The sequence below is a fragment of the Corynebacterium nasorum genome (genome assembly GCF_030229765.1).
Taxonomy (GTDB): Bacteria; Actinomycetota; Actinomycetes; order Mycobacteriales; family Mycobacteriaceae; genus Corynebacterium; species Corynebacterium kefirresidentii.
In genome coordinates this window covers 105,071-122,858 of the sequence record NZ_JASPGY010000005.1, presented here as the reverse complement: position 1 = coordinate 122,858, position 17,788 = coordinate 105,071, and the positions used below count along the sequence as shown (strand labels likewise).

Sequence of the window (17,788 nt, the reverse complement as noted above, 5' to 3'; positions counted from 1 at the left end):
CGGTCTAGCGCAGGGCGCAGCTGACCACTCAGAACTCACTGTAGGGAGGTGCAACGCCGCCTGCTGCACTGTTTAGGGCGCTCGACGAGAATCGAGCGAGAATTGAAGAATACAGGTGCCTGAGGGCCGAGAGATTTATGGGCCACCAACCGCAAAAATGCGCCTGGAACTAAAAACAAAAAGCTGCGAGCCATTAAGCTCGCAGCTTGCTATTGGTACCCCGTACGGGATTTGAACCCGTGTTACCGGCGTGAGAGGCCGGCGTCCTAGGCCGCTAGACGAACGGGGCGCGTTCGCAGCAAGCACACACTGTGCGTTGCGGACTCGTTAAGAGTAAACGATGGGTTAACTGAGCACAAATCGCACGCTTAGGGGCGGTTTTGAGGGCGGAGGCTAGGAAAACGAAAAGGGTCCCGAGTCTTCTACTGCAGTGAGGTTTCTTCATGGCCGAGGTGCGGATCGAATCAGTGGTTATTCCGCATGCAATCTGTGGATAGTCCGTGGCCGAGAACGCTGTGCTAGTAGGACTCGGGATGGCGCTGTGCGTCGAAGTGCATATACTGCAGGCTCCTATACTTCGTACAAATGTTGGTGGGAAGGAAGTTGTGGATTATAGCGTTACTACCTGGCTATGCTTTCGGCCTGTGCGCCTTCGCTGTGGTGCGTTTCGATTTCTGTCACCCGCTCTCCTTTCTGTCTGTTTTCTGCTGTACTTGCAGTCTAAGCCTGTACTTGCAGGACTGGAAGGGGTTTGCACAACTTCGCGGTGGTCTTAACCCTGGTCTTATCGGCGGCGCGTCGCTGCCTGCGCGAAAGCTACCAATGGTCCGGGGTTAGGTTATAACCAGTCCCCCATGCTTGACCACATCTCCACGTGGCCTTTAGACGACACCTCACAATCGATACCTTCCCCTTTAAGCCCCGAAAGGATACCGACTCGGATATGAAAAATCCTCCAGCGCTAAGCTGGAGGTCTTTGTACCCCGTACGGGATTTGAACCCGTGTTACCGGCGTGAGAGGCCGGCGTCCTAGGCCGCTAGACGAACGGGGCATAGAACTAGTGAGCCTGCCGTTTAAAGCATTTTCACTGCTGGCCTACCAGGACTCGAACCTAGAATGGCGGTACCAGAAACCGCTGTGTTGCCAATTACACCATAGGCCATTTGCTAACTCGCTAGGGAAGCTAACTGCCTTTCAGCCGTTCTCCCTTGCTCGCTGCAACGTGTAATAACTATAATGATCTTCGCGTAAACTGCCAAATCGCCAGCGCATAACGCTTTTTCAGCCCATAAAGGCGGCATTAAAAATGCGGTGAATGACAGTGCTGTAGTTCAGCCGTCATCCACCGCGCTAACGCGAGAGGAGTTCTTAATCCCAGCGTTGACTGCAGCGCTTGCCGCAGCGTTACCTACTGCGCCGCCGGGACGTAGGGAGTCACCTCGCGTGCGGCACGCAGGCGGGCCAAGGTAGATTCCTTACCCAGCAGCTCCATGGACTCAAAGAGCGGTGGGGAAACCTGGGCACCAGAAATAGCTACGCGCAGCGCACCATAAGCCTTACGAGGCTTCAGCTCTAGGTCTTCAATAAGCGCCTGGGAAAGGGCCGCCTCGATATTCTCGGTCTTCCACTCGGCAACACCTTCGAGGGTTTCAATACCTACCTCCAGAGGCTGCACGGCCTCTTCCTTGAGGTTCTTCTTCGCTGCCTTCTCATCGAGTTGAAGTTCCGCATCTGGGGTAACCAAGAAGCTCATGAGGCCATAAGCATCGGAAAGCGTCTTGATACGGGTCTGTACCAGATCTGCCGCGAAGGCAAATTTCTCGCCGTCATAGTCGGCCGGAAAGTCGGTGTATTCCGTCAGGTAGTTGCGCAGACGGAAGGCAAACTCTTCTGGTTCCAGCTGGCGGATATGGTCGGCATTGATAGCCTCGAGCTTCTTCTGATCAAAGCGGGCCGGATTCCCCAGCACATCGTGGACATCAAAGTTCTTCACCAAATCTTCCATGCTGAAAATATCCTGGTCTGCAGACAGCGACCACCCTAGCAAGGAGAGATAGTTAAGCATGCCCTCCGGGATAATGCCATTATCACGGTGGTTGAACAGGTTGGACTGCGGATCACGCTTAGAGAGCTTCTTATTACCCTCGCCCATCACGAACGGTAGGTGACCAAACTCTGGAGTGAACTCGGCAATGCCGATCTTCTGCAGGGCGTCGTAAAGCGCGAGCTGCCGCGGAGTAGAAGACAGCAGATCTTCACCGCGCAGCACATGGGTGATGCGCATTAGGGCATCATCCACCGGGTTAACCAGGGTGTAGAGCGGCGCACCGTTGGAACGAGCAACCACGTAATCCGGCTGGGTTTCAGACTTGAAGGTCATTTCCCCGCGGACCAAGTCAGTCCAGGTCCAGTCCTGATCCGGCATGCGTAGGCGCCACACCGGCTTGCGGCCTTCGGCCTCAAAAGCGTCGATCTGCTCCTGGGTGAGATCACGGTCAAAGTTGTCATAGCCCAACTTCGGGTCACGGCCAGCCGCCTTGTGGCGCTCCTCTACCTCTTGGGCGGTGGAATATGCCGGGTAGACAAAGCCACCTTCGATGAGCTTGTCTAGGACTTCCTTGTAGATGTCCATGCGCTGGGACTGACGGTAAGGCTCGTGCGGGCCACCGACATTGATGCCCTCATCCCAGCCCAGCCCGAGCCAGGTCAGGGAATCAATGATGGCCTGGTAGGACTCTTCAGAGTCACGGGCGGCATCGGTGTCCTCGATGCGAAATACCAGCTTTCCGCCGGTATGACGGGCGTAGGCCCAGTTGAATAGTGCGGTGCGCACCATGCCTACGTGCGGTGTGCCGGTTGGGGATGGACAGAATCTAACGCGTACTTCAGTCATGCCCACCATCGTAGTGGAGCCGCCGATTCCAGTCCGCACCAGCCCAGGCGCCCCTGAAACCTGCCCGGCGCGTAGCGGTTTGCAGTTTATTCCTACACGCAAATTGGGGTAATTGGAAACAGGTTTCACTACAAAACCACAGGTCAATGAAACTGACTTCCATTAGGTCTAACAGGTTATGGGAATCATTTTCTATAGTTTCTGGTGAACTTGTGAGAACTGTAGAAAGGCCTTCCCAACTGTGGCTTCCCCACGCACCCGTTTCCTTGCCACGCTGAGCACGTTGGCGCTAATCGCTCCCGCCACGGCTGTCGCGGGCCCGGATGATGGCAAGCACATCGCTACCAATACCCACGTTGACTCCCCCAAGTCTTTCTGGGAGAACAACGATTTCGTCCTAAAGTCCGAGTTTGGCGGTCAAGAGCCCCCGATAGCCGACACCGTTGCCTGGGTGGGCAAGGGCTACAGCGCCACGGATAACAGCAACCAGTATCTCTATACGCTTCCGGCAAACGGGACGCAAGACTACATTGGGGCACCTGGTACAACCTACTACACAGCGCCGCACCAAGTATCCGGCAATACTTCACCCATTTGGCTGGGCTTTGGCGCCGATACCTCCTTGCCCACGGACAAATTCCGTGACGGGGTCGCGTTCCTTGATTTGCTCAGCGTCGATGGCCCCGGCGAGGTAGAGCTTTTTACCAATAAAGATGATGAGGCCGGCACCCAGCTGCACCGCATGCTCGGTTCCTTCCCGGATTCGCCGCACTCTGCTTACCTTGTTGCCGGCACGCATACGCACAACTCCACGCTGTTTACCAAGCCCGGACGATACCGCCTGACCTACCGCACTAGTGCGCGCGGAAAGGACGGCCAGCTCATAGCCAATGAGCCACAGACCACCACCATCCAAGTGGGCGGGCAGAAACCCAAAGAAGAAAAGACGCCGAGCCTCAAGGAACGCTTCGCACAATCCGCAGCCGGTAACGCCGCTGCTGCAGGCTACAGCCTGCGCATGGCGCCGAAGTCCAATCCCGAAAAAGACGGTGATGACAAGCTCACCACCATCTCCTTCGATGCCAAGAACAAGGCGCAAGGCACCCTTACGCTGCTTATCGACGGCTACTTCCTCACCGACCTTCCCGTTAAGGATGGGCATGCTCAGTGGGACGAATACATGGGCCCCGACCCTTCCCAGGTGCAGGCTGTATTTACCCCAGAGGGTGATGCCCCACGCTGGATATCCCAACCTCTTGACTTCCAACCCGGTAAATCCAGCCACACCGATTCTTCTGCCGCCGCTGATACGTGGCAGGAAACCTCCCAGCCGCGCCAGCTTGCCCCCACCCAGGAAACCGAGCTAAAGGAACTGGGCTACACCATCCGCATGCGCAAGCAGGGCGATGGCGGCACCAAGATCGTGGTGGATACCGAAGATAAAAACTTCAACGGCCTACTCACCGGCGGGCTCTATGACACCAAAGGGGCGAAATACCCCACCGTGGATCTGGAAACCCCTATTACTAATGGCCACGGCGAGGTCTCCTTTGATGAGGGCGAGTACTTCAAGGGCTATTTTGCCAAGGTTGACCTCTTCCCCCATTCCACTCTGAAGGCCGGACATGCCAGCAGCGTAATCACCGAGTCCTTTGCTTTCGGCGAAAATTATGAAGTCAATGGGAAGTTTTCTACTTCCACTGACGAACCGGAGACTACTCCCGGCGAGCAAGGTACTCCGTCTTCAGCGCCGCAGCCAGGCACCGAAAAACCGCAAACCGGCAATGCACAATGCAGCGAGAAGTACCTATTAGACCGTGGGCATGTAGATATCAAGGCCCAGCCTGCCGAGGGAGGCTTTGCAACCGTTCTGCGCGATGACACGGCGCAGGTAGACAAGAAATCTGTTGACCGCAAACTCGATGACGTTGTACTCGGTGTACACGATAATGCTCTTACCCCACGCAATAAGAAGCTCGCGGGCAAGGAGTTTGATTTTCTAGGAAAGCCCGGTGAGCGCTTCTATCACCTGCCGCAAACCCAGGACCAAAACATCATTTGGCCAGGCTATAACACCCAGGATCTGGACTATTCCTTAACCAAGGACAATGCCGTCAATCTCAACTTGAAGCCCACCTCCACGCCGGACGGCGCCGAGTGGGGCGCATTCATCGATGGCACCCATGGCAAGGGCTTTTCGGTCCTCGCCAATTCTGCGGCTAAAGACTACACCATCGAAACCAACTTTCCGGCCCATACCCATACGCACTGGGCCTTTTCCAAGCCTGGCTTGTACACCTTTGAGGCCACCTATACGGCCACGGGCACAGACGGCAAGGAGCTAAAGTCCGCGCCCCAAACCCTCACCTTTGCCGTGGGCGATAAGACGTTGGATTCCTGTTCCTTCCGCGCGCCGGGCACGGCCGGAAGCGGAGAGCCCAGCGAAAATCCAACGGATAAGCCTTCCGCGGAGCCTTCCCAGGAGCCTTCCACCCAACCATCCACCCCAGATACGCCGGACAAGCCAGCTCACCCCGGAAGGCCAGAAGAGCCCACAGGGTCCTCGTTTAGCCCGTGGAGTCTGGTCCTCCCAGCGGTTCTCGTGGTGGTTTTCAAGGCCTTTTATAACTTCTTCCGCGATAACGAGGACCTCATCCGCAAACGCTTCGGCCTCAACTTCTAAGCCTCTTCTACCCCACCAACTAGACGGGAAACCACAATGCATCATTCACCCTCCTTTGCCCCTCGGCGCGTCCCGCTGCGGCGCCGATTCATTCACGTATTCGCCGCCGTCTTTGCCACAGCACTGGCCTTCTTCTCCCCCGCCGCGGCACTTGCCTTTGATGAGGTCTTCGACTCTGGCCACGTAGACGCCTTTTATGTCACGGCCCCAGACGGTCAGCTACACCTATCAATGAAGGAAGACATCACTGGATCGGGCGTTCCACGCTCCGGCGATGATGTGGTGCTCAAGGTTGTGGAGGACGCTTGGTCCGATGCCACCGAGGCCGTGCCGGAGATCGGCCAGCCCACCTATTTCCTGCCGCAGACCCAGGATCAACGCATCATTTGGCCGGGCTGGGATACCCAGCCTGCACGCGATGGCGGCTTTGACAACGTTGACCTAGAATTCGCCGAAGTCTCTGGACCTGGTTCAGTGTATGTTTTTGAAACGAGCGGCTTTGGCGATGTGAAGACGGTGACCGATTCCGGCTCAATGGAGCTCACCAGCGGCGAGGTCATCAACCAGCCCAATCCTGCTCACCGGCACGTCAACTGGGCCTTTAGCGAGGCCGGCACGTACACCATGACGGTGCAAGCCCATTCCAACGGCGAATCCAGCAATGCTGTGACCTACACCTGGGAGGTGGGCGACGGCGGCGATGCATCCGCAGCGGATCGATCGGCTGATACTGGCGAGGTTAGCAATGACCAAGAAGCTACGAGCACCCCGCGTTCAGCAGACAAGGGCGGCGCTGCAGCCGCAGATAAATCCGGTGCAGCTACGGATAAAGAGTGCACCCCGGGTATGACGCCGCAAATCAAGGACGATACTGTCTCTCCTTCCCAGTGGCGCGATGCTGATGGCGCTACCTTTTATCTCTCCGATAAATCCAGCGTCGATCTGCCCCAAGAGGTAGGCCCAGTGCCAGCTGGTCAGGCGTGGATGATTGGTTCTACCCAGGTCGATGGCGTGCCGTGGCTCGGTGCTAATACCCAAAGTCCGACCATGCGCGAGAATATCCCTGGCGATGTCACCTGGGAGTTAGCAGGCTTCAAGGGCCCTGGCCCGATGATGGTCTACTCCCAGGGCGGACTGGGAAAGATTGTGGGCGATGAGTGGTTCCGAGGCAATGCCGATGCGGCGGAGGGCACCTATTCGATTGCCCCCAATACGCACGTGCACCCCAACTGGGTCTTTGGTGCGCAGGGCACCTATGACGTCACCATCCGCCAGGTGGCCAAGACCGATGAGGGCAAGCAAGTCGCCGGCGAAGCGACACTTCACTTCGTGGTCGGCGGCGACAAGCCGGCGGAAGCCTTTGACAACGGGCACTTCGACCTAGGCGCTGCGGTAAATCCGGAGGGCGGAGACTGCGGAGATGGTGCTGCGGCAGATGGGGCGTCGGCAAGCGCTGGTGGCTCTACCACAAGCACCGGAACAAGCACTGGCCAGGCCGCTCAGGCCCCCAGCAAGGGCGGTTCTTTAGCCAATACGGGGACTCCCATTGTTCCCTTTGGCATCGGAGCACTGGGCTTGGGCATGCTTTTCCTCGGCCTGGGCATTGCCCGCCTAGCTGTAGCTAAGGCAGCGGACTAATGGCGCGTGCGCTTTCCCATAGACGCAGGCTTCGGACCATTGGCGCGCTGCTGGGCTCCTGCCTGCTGGCCACTGGTTGTGCCCCCTCGGCCGCGTTGGATGCTGGAGACGGAGAGAAATTCACCGTGGTGGCCACCACCCCGATCCTCGCGGATCTCGCGCGCAATATTGCGGGAGAAGATGCCCGCGTACAAAGCCTTATCCCCAGTGGAAAAGATCCGCATACCTTTGAGCCAACGCTGCGCACGGTACGCGATGTTGCCAATGCCGATTTGGCGCTGAGCAATGGCTACTTGCTGGAGCCGCAGTCTCTCATCGATACGCTGCACGAATCCATCGATGCCCCCGTGGTGGAAGTGGCCGATGCTGCCTCCACCCGCGGTGCCACTCTCGTGCCGCTGGTAGAAGATGTCTCGCTCGAGGCAATTTGGCTGGGCCTGCGTATCAGCGGCGCACAACAGCGCTCTTCTGGAGTGGATTTCCGCATGGTCTCTGCCGACGGACCAGGTAACGCCGCGGCCTATGTGGTCTCTACCTTCGGCACCCCGGAGGTCCTTTTTAACTCGGCCGATGGCATCGATGAAAAAGAAGACTCAGTGACCCTGCCGGCCAACGCCCACACGCACGTCTCTTGGGGGTTTTCCCAGCCAGGCATCTATCACCTCGGGTTCCAAGCAGAGGGCACCGACGTCCAACACCTCACTGTGGCCGTGGGAGTAAACCCACCTAAAGGCATGCAAGTGATAGATTCCGGACACCTGGATATTGCAGGTGACCTAGCCAAGCACAGCATTGACTTGCGCGATCAGGACAAGCGTTTCGACCCTGCCACCACCGTGGTGTCCATCCCCTCTTCAGTGCTGCAGCCCATTCCGCCTGATCCTGCCTACCGCTTCCTGGGCAGGCCGGGCGCGGATACCTACCTATTGCCGCAGGCGGTCCTAGGTAAGCACATCCACGGCGAGGTGGACCCGCACCTATGGCACAACGTGGACAACGCCATCGCCTACGTCGATGTCATTGCCGAGGAAATGGCGCAAGCAGATCCTTCCCACGGGGCGTCCTACCGCCAACGGGCGGAGGCCTACACCCAGCGCTTGCGGAATACGGATACCTATGTTGACCGCGCCATTTCTTCTATCCCTAAAGAAAACCGGCACCTCGTGACGACCCACCACGGCTACGCCTATCTGGAGCAAGGATATGACATGTCGGTGGCCGGCTTCGTCACTCCCAATCCGGCCATCGAGCCTTCCCCACGCGAAGTCATTTCCTTGCGCCGCACGCTGGAGAACCTACATCTGCCAGCGGTGTTTGTAGAACCCGTGCAGCAGGCAAGCGCCGAGACATTGAAGCAGGCTGCCGCGGAGCAAGGCGTGGAGCTGTGCCCCATCTACGGCGACACGTTCGATGACACCGTCAGCTCCTACATCGAACTTATGAAATTTAACGCTGATTCCCTTCAGCGCTGCCTCACCCCCACCCCCACCGATGGAGATAAAAATGCTTAAATTCGCTACTCGTACCGCCACCCGCACCGCCGCCTGCGTCCTTACTGCAGGCCTGGCATTTTCTACCAGTCCTGCTTGGGCGGGCGACCTCGCCCAGGTAGTCGGTGCCGATGAACACGTTGCCCCACAAGGCCAGGAAAAGGTCATCGATACCGGTCACGTAGACGTTGGTGCCCTGCTTGATGGCACGGATTCTGAGCTTATGGCCCGCGATGATGCCGGCGATAAGCCAGTCTGGCGTCACCTGGATGACCTCGTGTTTTCCGTGGGCGATAAGGCACAACAAACCCTTCCCGATACAGATGACTTTGGCTTCGTTGGCGCTGAATCCGGCGATAAGGTCTGGGTAGTTCCCCAAACCGAACAAGTCGGTGTTCCCTGGCTGGGGTGGAATACCCAGGCGCCCTCACTTGTCGACGCCGCCGATCGTGGAGTCACCATGGAATTTCTCGGCCATTCCGGGCCAGGCGATTTCTCCCTCTTCCTGCAAAACGGCGGCTTCGAAGCGCCACAGCTCTTGTGGTCCACCGCGCAGAAGAGCGACGAGGACTTCTGGGTAGACCTCAATACCCACACCCACGCCAACTGGACGTTTACGGAGCCAGGCACCCATCAGGTAGGCATCAGGGTAAAGGGCAAGACCAAGGACGGTGCCGATTTCAGCACCGATGGCGTACTCACCTTCGCCGTGGGCGATGATGCCGACGTCCAAGCGGCCCAGGACACCACCTGGAATCCAGACGATGCCCAGACCGCGGGCTCCTCTATTCCCACCTGGGTCTTTGTCCTCGCCGGTGTCGGCGCCGTAGTACTGCTACTGGCCCTGGGACTCGCCCTGCGTTCAGCCAAGCGGGGCGATAACCGTGGCTAAACCGCTTATTTCCGTTGCTGATCTCAACGTCTCGCTCTCGCACCGCAGCGTCATCACCGATGCCAACCTCACTGTCTGCCCGGGCGAATTCATCGGGCTCCTCGGGCCCAATGGTGCTGGTAAGACCACCCTCATGCGCGCGATTTTAGGGCTCATTCCTTCCTCCGGAACTCGCAGCATCTCCGGCACTGTGGGGTATGTTCCCCAGCGCCACGAGGTGGAATGGGGCTTTCCCATCAATGTCTATCGCACCGTTCTCAGCGGCCGCACCGGCCTTATCGGCTGGCTCAAGCGACCGCGCGCCACGGACCACGCCGCGGCGGCAGAGGCGCTTCGTTTGGTTCACATGGAAGAGTTTTCTACCCGCCCCATCGAAGAACTCTCCGGTGGTCAACGCCAGCGCGTGCTCATCGCCCGGGCACTCGCCACACAACCACACGTGCTGCTGCTCGATGAGCCCTTTACCGGGCTAGATGCGCCCAATACCGAATCACTCCTCGAGCTTTTTGAAGAGCTTTCCCACCGCGGCACCTCCATCATTATGTCCACTCATAACCTTTCTGAAGCCGCACATTCCTGCCACCGCCTCATTCTTTTTAACGGCACCGTGGTAGCCGATGATTCCGCTTCGCGCCTTCTTCGCCAGACGGATCCGTGGACGCACACCTTTGGCGTGCGTGCCGGTTCGCCTTTGCTTTCTTCCATTGGAGTCTCCGCATGATAGAAATTTCCTTCCTCGATTTCCTGCGCGACCTGGTTAATCCCCACCTTGACTTCCTCGCTCGCGCGGTAGGCATCTCCTTGCTGGCGGCCATCGTGTGCGGCGTCATCGGCTGCTATGTCGTGCTGCGCGGCATGGCCTTTATTGGCGATGCCGTCTCCCACGCGGTATTTCCTGGCCTAGCCATTGCCTTCGCCCTGCAAGCCTCGGTGCTCGTGGGTGGCGCAGTCGCCGGTGCGGTTGTGGCCTTGCTCATCGCCGCCTTTTCGCAGCGTCGCCACGTACGAGCGGATTCCATCATCGGTATCTTCTTCGCCGCGGCCTTCGCCTTGGGCATGGTGATCATCTCGCGCACCGATGGCTATAGTGCCTCGTTGACAAGCTTCCTCTTCGGCTCACTCACCGGCGTATCCCGCACCGATATCATCATCGCGGCCTGCGTATGTGCCGTGGTTATCGCCATCGTTATAGCCTTTGGCCCCCAGCTCAACGCCACGTGCTTGGACCGGGAAACCGCTCGCGCGATGGGCTTGCCCGTCTTTGTGCTGGATATCATTTTGTACCTGTGCGTCACGGCCGCAGTGGTCATTTCCGTAAGCACGATCGGCAATATCTTGGTCCTCGCACTGCTTATCACTCCGGCCGCGACGGCACGCCTACTTAGCGCAAACCTCACGACCATGATGTGGCTATCCGCCCTCATTGGCGCGCTATCTAGCTTCCTCGGTATCTACCTAGCATGGGCCATTGACCTGCCAGCCGGCGCCACCATCGTGCTCACCCTTACCATAATTTTCTTGGGCGTTTGGGCCATCCACCCACTGCTCGGCGCCCGCAAGCACGCAGGTGCCTCGCTTTCCGACGCCCCACACCCCACCCCACGAAAGGAATCCGTCTCCTCATGAAACCTGTCTGCCGCACCGCGGTGGCCCTTGGCGCCGCCGGACTTATTAGCCTCGGCGCCCTTCCGGGAGCGGGAGTAGAACCCTTCGAGCCCGCCACCGCATATGCCGAAGAATCCACCGAGGAATGCTCTTCCAGCGACTTCGACCTCATCACCAAGGGCCACCAGGACATGGCGCTCAGCGGCGATTCCGGTGATCTCAGCTTCACGGTGAAAGATGATGACAAGGGCATCAAGCATGACTCTGAGTCCTTTGCCATTGAGGTATCTGATGACCTTAAACAACCGCTATCGGAGCTCGGTGATTCTTCCCTGCCCGATGAAGGTTGGATTCTGCCGCAAACGCAAGACCCCGATGCTCCTTGGCTAGGTTTTAATACCCAAGAGCTGTCTCAGGATCTCCTCGCCACTGGAGATACCGCTAACTTGAGCATGGCTATCGCACAGGGCCCCGAAGATGGCCGCATCCTGGCCTACCAGGTGAATCTTGGTGACCCCAAGGTGCTTATGGACACTGCCGATGGCTCTGCCTGGGACTACCCCGGCAACTCCCATTCCCACCCGGCCTTTGCCTTTACCGAGCCGGGTACTTACGCGGTGAGCTTTACCTTCGAGCTTCCCGACGGCTCCCGCCATCACCTCCATGCTGGCTTCCTCGTCGGCGAGCAGGCAGATGCGAAAGATCTATGCGGCGTGGACTATACCGATGCGGACGCTGCTACCGGCAACGGTGGCGACTCAAATAGCCGCCCCAAGCAACTGGAAAAAGACATCAAAGACGTAGACAAAGCCATCGCCGGGCTAGACAAAGAACTCGACAATACCCTGCAGGAGGGCCAGAAATTCCTAGAAGGTGGCAAGCCACAAGAAGACAAGAAGGGTTCTGACGAGGACAGCGCGGGCAAGCGCCAGCAGCCCTCCCGCACCAAGGAAAAAGACGCTGGGAAGGATGGAGCGCCACATAAGACGCCGTCCACGGGTTCGGCTCACGCCTCTGGTACTACGCGAAAGTCTGGTGCTGGTTCTGGGGCTACGACCCACCATTCGGCTAGCCGTGTCAATGATTCTGCCTCCACTGCGAAATCCGGAAAAAGCGGAGGCGCTGGCACGGGCTCACACCGTTCTGCTTCCACCAGCGGTTCTTCCCACTCGACGGCCAAAAAGTCCACCGGCTCTCGGGACGCAAAGTCCGCAAAGCGTACCAAGGGCAAGGCCGCAGGCACCGCTGGTGCAGAGAGGGTGCCGGATGCCGGCGCTGCGGAAGGCAAAAACACTGGAAATGTACTGACTAATGCCGCTGCGTATACCGCCACCCTGGCTAAAAGCAGCTTCTGGGCGGGCCTTTTAGCCGGACTAGGCGCATTCGCTCTGGTGCTCGGAATCGGCCTGCTGGTCTATGTCCGGTTCTTCCGCAAGAAGAAGGCCCCAGCGCAGCAGCCGGCCGATGATGCCACGGCCCACTTGCCGCGCGTCGACTAGCGCAGTGCTAGTTATCGGCCAACCATAGAACGAGGCCCAGAGGATCTCTCCTCTGGGCCTCATCCGTGGCTAAGAGCCGCTGTTTTTATACCCTGGTCTTGGACGAGAGGAAGTCCCAGACCACCTTTGGAGTATCTGGCTGCCAGAACCAGGTGTGGTCCTGCGGAACCTTGACCAGCTGTACGTCCTTCTGGCAACCATTGAAGTTCAGGCGTTCGGAACCGCCAGCCTCTGGAGTCGCCTGGAAGGTCATGTCGCATCGATTGCGTTTCAGGTAGCCGCCAAGCACCGTGCGCACCGGTAAGTAGCCAGCCTCGTGCCGGTCACCGCCTTCATAGGTCATCATCTTGTCATTGACGCCATGCATGATGAGGGTATTCATCGGCGCATCGGCACAGTTAACCTCCACCGGGTTATAAAAAGCACCCGAGACCATGGCTACAGCGGCAAAGGTGTCCTGCGCGTGGCAGCCCAGCACTGAGGTAAAGCCGCCACCATTGGACATACCCATGGCATAGACGCGGTTGCGGTCAACGTGGTAGTCCTTGTCCACAGAGTCAAGAATGCGTTTGATGAAGCGGATGTCCTCACCATCGTGCGTCTTGGCATAAGGTGCTGCCTCCCAAGCACGCTCAAAACCCTCCGGGTAGACGATGATTGCCTCATTATTAGCTTCAGTAGTCTGCATACGTGCGTAGCTGGAATAGTTTTCCGGGGAATCTCCCCATCCACCGAAGCCGAAAAGAACAGGCGCAGCCTTTTCCGGCGAATAGTTATTGGGAATGCGCAATAGATACCTGCGGGTCTTTCCCTCGTGCTCCATAGTGAGCGACTGTATAGAGCCCGGCTTAAATGGCGGGTGGGGGTTGATGCTGGTATCTACCATCGCTGGCCGCGGTGCCGGCTCCGGAAGCGATGATCCCTCAGGAGCAGGTGCCGGGTTGTTTTGGTCAGCACCTTTATCTGCTGGTGCCGGGGTGGATTCTTTCACGCCTTCTGGAACGAGGTGGGATCCATCTGGCTGCGGAATAACCGGCTTCGCGTTTTCGGGTGCCGGCCCCGGTGCAGGTGCAGGTGCAGGTGCAGGCGCTTCTTGCGCGTGGGCAGGAGACACGCTCAGCAGCGCCCCGCAAGCCAGCACACCAACAACAATCAGGTAAAGGAAATAGCGAAGAAAATTAGTAACATTAGCCACAAGGTTAAAACTAACCACATTTTTCACTAGAGACACTGTTTACACGCCCAGTGCACACTCAATTCTGTAAGAAAAGCCCAAGGCATTAAGCTATATTTTCATGCACGAAGACAGACCAAGCACCGCCCCCGATTTTTTGCTCTCACGGGCAACGGGGTCTGTCCGTACCCAAGGGGCGCGCCACACTTTTAATGACGCCGATGCGGCAATTTCCGCTCTCCGCAGCAAGGATGTAGAGATGGTCGTCGGTGCGATCCCCTTCGATTCGGACACCCCCGCGGCACTAACCGTACCGGAGGCCATCATCCGCGAAGAGGGCCCGCTGGAACCGCACGCTTATTATCGCAACCAGAGTTTAAGCTCCCGCGTAGTTGGCTTCGATCCAGAACCTGAGGAACACCTTCGCCGCGTGGAGGCAGCCATCGGCACGATTGAAACCTCCAAACTAGAAAAGGTAGTTCTAGCCCGCGCGGTAGACATCGAATTCCCTGAAGCCATCGATCCGCGCCTCGTGGCGGCGCGCCTTATCGATCTCTCCGCCAACCGTGACGGGTTCATTGCTGATCTCTCTCCCGCTGGAAGGCCGGGCGCGATGCTTGTCGGCTCCTCCCCGGAGGTTCTAGTCAAGCGCCAAGGCTTGACTGTGTCAGCCTTTCCCTTGGCGGGTTCGTCTCCGCGCCGCGCCTTGGCGGCCGAGGATCACCTCGCAGGACAGGACCTCTTGCATTCTTCCAAGGATCTCCACGAACACGCTTTTGTGGTCGACCACCTGCGCCGGGCGCTCACCCCATTGTGCGAGCGACTAGATATTCCGGACGTCCCACAACTGATAAGCACAAATGAAATGTGGCACCTTGGCACGCCGATTTCCGGAACGCTCAAGGATAAAGACTTGACTGCGCTCGAGCTTGCCCTAGCGGTCCATCCCACACCGGCTATCTGTGGCACCCCGGCCGAAGCCGCCCAAGCCCTTATTGAGACTGCGGAGACTGACCGTGGTTTCTATGCCGGCGCGGTCGGCTGGTGCGATAGTTCAGGTGACGGCGAATATATGGTAGCCATTCGCTGCGCAGAGGTTGCCGGCGATGGACTCTCCGCACGCGCTTGGGCTGGTGGAGGCATCGTCGGCGATTCTGATGCCCAAGCGGAGTTGGAAGAAACCACCGCTAAGCTGCGCACCATTTTGAAGGCGCTAAGCCTCTAGCCCACGCGCTTGGCGACGAGCACGACGTCGGTGCGGTGGTGCGCACCTGCACTTTCAGCCAAGTGGCGCTCCCGGCGGGCTAGGGTGACAGTTTCCAATTCGCGCAGGTTGTGCGGCAACCATTCCGGCATCGCCAGTTCTGTGGACTCCATATCGTGGTGAACAAAAAGCAGTGTTCCCCCTGGAGCTACCAAGTGCTCAAGCTTTTCGACCTCTTCCGACGTTGCGCGTATCCCACCGTAGTGGACGCTTACCAAGTCAAAGGGCTCATGGCTAAAGCCACTAAACATAGCAACCTGTGCGGCAACGCCGAGGGCGCGAGTGCGGGCTACGGCCGTCGGGGCGAAGTCAATGCCCAACACATCCTAGCCGTGGTTTTAAGCCAGAGCGCGTCCGCGCCTTCTCCGCAGCCAATGTCCAGGGCAGAGCCAGGCGCAAGCTCCGCAGCATAATCGACAAGGGTGGAGTTCGGCTTTCCTGACCACACGCGATCAGTGCTGCGGTACCGCTCCTCCATTTCCGCGGGAGTGGGAACGTAGGGGCGATGCTCGCTCTGGTGGGAGTTATGCACGGTCGATGGAATTGCGTAGGGTTCCCAGGCCTGGGATCTCGATTTCGATGGTATCCCCCGGGACCATCGGAGCGGTGCCGGCCGGTGAACCAGTAGTAATGACATCGCCGGGAAGCAAGGTATAGGCGGCGGAAATCTCTTCCAATATGCCGCCCATCTTCACAATCATCTGGTCCGTATTGGAATCCTGCTTTTGTTCACGAGAGCCCTCGTGCGTCAGGTAGGCATTAATCTTCTGGTCATCCAGATTCAAGCTATCCAGATCCGTCTCAATCCATGGGCCGAGCGGACAGAAAGTATCGATCCCCTTGGCACGAGCCCATTGTCCGTCCTTGAACTGCAGGTCACGGGAGGAAACATCATTGCAAATGGTGTAGCCCAGTACGTGGTCTTGCCAGTTCTCGGCCTTGATATTCTTCGACGGTTTGGAAATGACTACGGCAAGCTCGCCCTCAAACTCTACATTGGTGGCATAGTCTGGGATCTTGATCGCGGCATCCGGGCCGATGACCGCGGTGGACGGCTTAATGAAGATGGTGGGCGGCAAGCTATCGGCAGATTTCTTGAAGACTTCCGCAACGTGGTCCGCATAGTTGCGGCCCAGCGCCACAACCTTGGTAGGCAGGGTCGGCGCCAAGAGGCGAACCTCGTTAAGCTTCCACTCGCGCCCGGTTGGCTCCGGCGGAGTGAAAGGCGTGCCAGCAATTTCTTTTGCTACTAGCTCTTGCATCGGGGCGTCTTTCGGCCCATCGATAATGGCGAAACAGATTCCTTCTGGGTGTGCAATTCGTCCTAAACGCATAGCGGTAATCCTACTCAATCGCTCCCTTTACATGTGTGCAAAGGTTACGGTGTTAATTAGTTAATTTGAGTAAATTGCGGTGTTCTTTCAAACGCCATTGCAAGCCCCTGGAAGAGGGGATGAAAGCAACCGTTCAGATCCGGGGGCGTCGGCAAGCGCATCGTGCAGGGCAGGTTTGCTCCTATGTAGCTAGGGCGCGCGAAATTCGGTCGCCGACGTCAGTGGTATTCACCGGCCCATCGCCGCGTTGGGCAACGTCTTGCGCCACCGCATCCTCTATCCGTTGCGCATTGGCTTCATCGCCTACGTGTCTAAGGAGCATGGCCGCCGACAAAATAGCAGCCGTCGGATCCGCAATTCCCTTCCCAGCGATATCCGGCGCAGAACCATGGACCGGCTCGAACATCGAGGGATTCGCTCCTGAAGCATCAATATTTCCGGAGGCAGCAAGGCCAATGCCACCCACTACGGCACCGGCAAGATCGGTAAGAATGTCTCCAAAAAGGTTATCGGTGACTATTACGTCATATCGCGCCGGATCCGTAACCATATAAATGGTCGCAGCATCAATATGTTGGTAATCCACCTGAACCTCTGGAAACTCAGCGGCGATGTCATCGACAGTGCGCTGCCACAGCCCACCCGCATTGACCAATACATTGGTTTTGTGCACCAAGGTCAGGTGCTTGCGACGCTGCTCAGCCCGCGCAAAGGCATCGCGCACTACGCGCTCCACGCCAAAGCGGGTGTTTTGTGATACCTCACTAGCCACCTCATGCTCAGTGCCCTCGCGCAAGGTACCACCGTTTCCGCAGTACAGCCCCTCGGTGCCCTCGCGCACCACCACAAAATCAATGTCTCCAGGATCGGCCAACGGCGAAGAAGCAGTGGGATACAGCTTGGAAGGACGGAGGTTTACGTAATGATCCAGCGCAAATCGCATCTTGAGCAATAGCCCTCGCTCCAATACGCCAGGAGGCACTTTACCCGGGGCACCAATAGCCCCCAATAAGATGGCATCGTGTTCGCGGAGACTAGCTAAATCCGCATCCGTGAGAAGCTCCCCGTTGCGTAGGTAGCGCCGGGCACCGAGGTCATACTCGGTGGTGTCAATATCGGAGCGAACGGCATGCAGCACCTTGAGAGCCTCAGTCGTCACCTCGGGCCCAATACCATCCCCACCAATTACCGCAAGTTTCATTATGTAGGATTCCCTTCTCATAGAGTGGATTTAACCAACTCTATCAAAAAGGACCCGCGCAGCGCAGGAAGTTACCTGACACTACGCGGGATATGCTCCACGGATTCTGCACCA

At 58.0% G+C, this 17,788-nt stretch carries 13 protein-coding genes and 3 tRNA genes; 8 read left to right on the top strand and 8 right to left on the bottom strand.

Annotation, left to right across the window (positions count from 1 at the left end):
- Nucleotides 1-213 precede the first annotated feature (213 nt).
- From QP904_RS06760 to gltX, 4 genes are all read right to left on the bottom strand, one after another.
- A tRNA-Glu gene (locus tag QP904_RS06760) sits at nt 214-289 on the bottom strand.
- A gap of 690 nt (nt 290-979) precedes the next feature.
- Nucleotides 980-1,052, bottom strand: a tRNA-Glu gene (locus QP904_RS06755).
- 39 nt (nt 1,053-1,091) lie between these two features.
- Nucleotides 1,092-1,163: transfer RNA gene (locus QP904_RS06750), tRNA-Gln, on the bottom strand.
- Nucleotides 1,164-1,409: 246 nt separating this feature from the next.
- Nucleotides 1,410-2,903, bottom strand: a complete 1,494-nt coding sequence (gene gltX / locus QP904_RS06745) for a glutamate--tRNA ligase (RefSeq protein ID WP_023021686.1) — start codon at nt 2,901-2,903, stop codon at nt 1,410-1,412.
- 232 nt (nt 2,904-3,135) lie between these two features.
- Here gltX and QP904_RS06740 point away from each other — a divergent pair, with 232 nt between their 5' ends.
- The 7 genes from QP904_RS06740 to QP904_RS06710 are packed head-to-tail and all read left to right on the top strand — an operon-like array spanning nt 3,136 to nt 12,701.
- Entirely contained in the window at nt 3,136-5,577 is a 2,442-nt protein-coding gene (locus QP904_RS06740; protein WP_200287625.1) for a choice-of-anchor M domain-containing protein, read from the top strand.
- Between the two features lie 36 nt (nt 5,578-5,613).
- On the top strand, nt 5,614-7,215 hold the full coding sequence (locus QP904_RS06735) for a choice-of-anchor M domain-containing protein (RefSeq protein ID WP_284835777.1): 1,602 nt from the start codon (nt 5,614-5,616) through the stop codon (nt 7,213-7,215).
- On the top strand, nt 7,215-8,726 hold the full coding sequence (locus tag QP904_RS06730) for an anchored repeat ABC transporter, substrate-binding protein (RefSeq protein ID WP_284835776.1): 1,512 nt from the start codon (nt 7,215-7,217) through the stop codon (nt 8,724-8,726). Before QP904_RS06735 ends, QP904_RS06730 begins: the two co-directional genes overlap by 1 nt.
- Nucleotides 8,719-9,597, top strand: coding sequence for a choice-of-anchor M domain-containing protein (locus QP904_RS06725; protein ID WP_023021690.1), 879 nt, complete (start codon nt 8,719-8,721; stop codon nt 9,595-9,597). Before QP904_RS06730 ends, QP904_RS06725 begins: the two co-directional genes overlap by 8 nt.
- Nucleotides 9,590-10,318, top strand: coding sequence for an anchored repeat-type ABC transporter ATP-binding subunit (locus QP904_RS06720; protein WP_284835775.1), 729 nt, complete (start codon nt 9,590-9,592; stop codon nt 10,316-10,318). The genes QP904_RS06725 and QP904_RS06720 overlap by 8 nt, the downstream gene beginning before the upstream one ends.
- Nucleotides 10,315-11,223: an anchored repeat-type ABC transporter permease subunit gene (locus tag QP904_RS06715; protein WP_284835774.1), complete on the top strand. Its 909-nt coding sequence runs from the start codon at nt 10,315-10,317 to the stop codon at nt 11,221-11,223. Before QP904_RS06720 ends, QP904_RS06715 begins: the two co-directional genes overlap by 4 nt.
- Nucleotides 11,220-12,701, top strand: coding sequence for a choice-of-anchor M domain-containing protein (locus QP904_RS06710; protein WP_284835773.1), 1,482 nt, complete (start codon nt 11,220-11,222; stop codon nt 12,699-12,701). The genes QP904_RS06715 and QP904_RS06710 overlap by 4 nt, the downstream gene beginning before the upstream one ends.
- A gap of 85 nt (nt 12,702-12,786) precedes the next feature.
- On the opposite strand, the gene QP904_RS06705 is transcribed toward QP904_RS06710, so the two are convergent.
- Entirely contained in the window at nt 12,787-13,896 is a 1,110-nt protein-coding gene (locus QP904_RS06705) for an alpha/beta hydrolase-fold protein (RefSeq protein WP_284835772.1), read from the bottom strand.
- Nucleotides 13,897-13,996: 100 nt separating this feature from the next.
- On the opposite strand from QP904_RS06705, the gene QP904_RS06700 reads away from it, so the two are divergent.
- Nucleotides 13,997-15,100, top strand: a complete 1,104-nt coding sequence (locus QP904_RS06700) for an isochorismate synthase (RefSeq protein WP_284835771.1) — start codon at nt 13,997-13,999, stop codon at nt 15,098-15,100.
- Here QP904_RS06700 and QP904_RS06695 read toward each other — a convergent pair.
- The 3 genes from QP904_RS06695 to QP904_RS06685 all read right to left on the bottom strand — a co-directional run bounded on the left by QP904_RS06695 (nt 15,097) and on the right by QP904_RS06685 (nt 17,674).
- Nucleotides 15,097-15,462, bottom strand: coding sequence for a class I SAM-dependent methyltransferase (locus tag QP904_RS06695; RefSeq protein WP_396130064.1), 366 nt, complete (start codon nt 15,460-15,462; stop codon nt 15,097-15,099). The genes QP904_RS06700 and QP904_RS06695 overlap by 4 nt on opposite strands.
- A gap of 201 nt (nt 15,463-15,663) precedes the next feature.
- Nucleotides 15,664-16,473: a fumarylacetoacetate hydrolase family protein gene (locus QP904_RS06690; protein WP_049360951.1), complete on the bottom strand. Its 810-nt coding sequence runs from the start codon at nt 16,471-16,473 to the stop codon at nt 15,664-15,666.
- A 181-nt stretch (nt 16,474-16,654) separates the two neighbouring features.
- A complete protein-coding gene (locus QP904_RS06685) occupies nt 16,655-17,674 on the bottom strand; it encodes a 3-isopropylmalate dehydrogenase (protein WP_284835770.1) in 1,020 nt (339 codons plus the stop codon).
- Nucleotides 17,675-17,788 lie beyond the last annotated feature (114 nt).

Coding starts and splice junctions, on each gene's coding strand:
- gltX (WP_023021686.1), bottom strand. CDS start 2,903: ATGGTGGGCATGACTGAAGTACGCGTTAGATTCTGTCCATCCCCAACC.
- QP904_RS06735 (WP_284835777.1), top strand. CDS start 5,614: ATGCATCATTCACCCTCCTTTGCCCCTCGGCGCGTCCCGCTGCGGCGC.
- QP904_RS06730 (WP_284835776.1), top strand. CDS start 7,215: ATGGCGCGTGCGCTTTCCCATAGACGCAGGCTTCGGACCATTGGCGCG.
- QP904_RS06725 (WP_023021690.1), top strand. CDS start 8,719: ATGCTTAAATTCGCTACTCGTACCGCCACCCGCACCGCCGCCTGCGTC.
- QP904_RS06715 (WP_284835774.1), top strand. CDS start 10,315: ATGATAGAAATTTCCTTCCTCGATTTCCTGCGCGACCTGGTTAATCCC.
- QP904_RS06710 (WP_284835773.1), top strand. CDS start 11,220: ATGAAACCTGTCTGCCGCACCGCGGTGGCCCTTGGCGCCGCCGGACTT.
- QP904_RS06700 (WP_284835771.1), top strand. CDS start 13,997: ATGCACGAAGACAGACCAAGCACCGCCCCCGATTTTTTGCTCTCACGG.
- QP904_RS06690 (WP_049360951.1), bottom strand. CDS start 16,473: ATGCGTTTAGGACGAATTGCACACCCAGAAGGAATCTGTTTCGCCATT.
- QP904_RS06685 (WP_284835770.1), bottom strand. CDS start 17,674: ATGAAACTTGCGGTAATTGGTGGGGATGGTATTGGGCCCGAGGTGACG.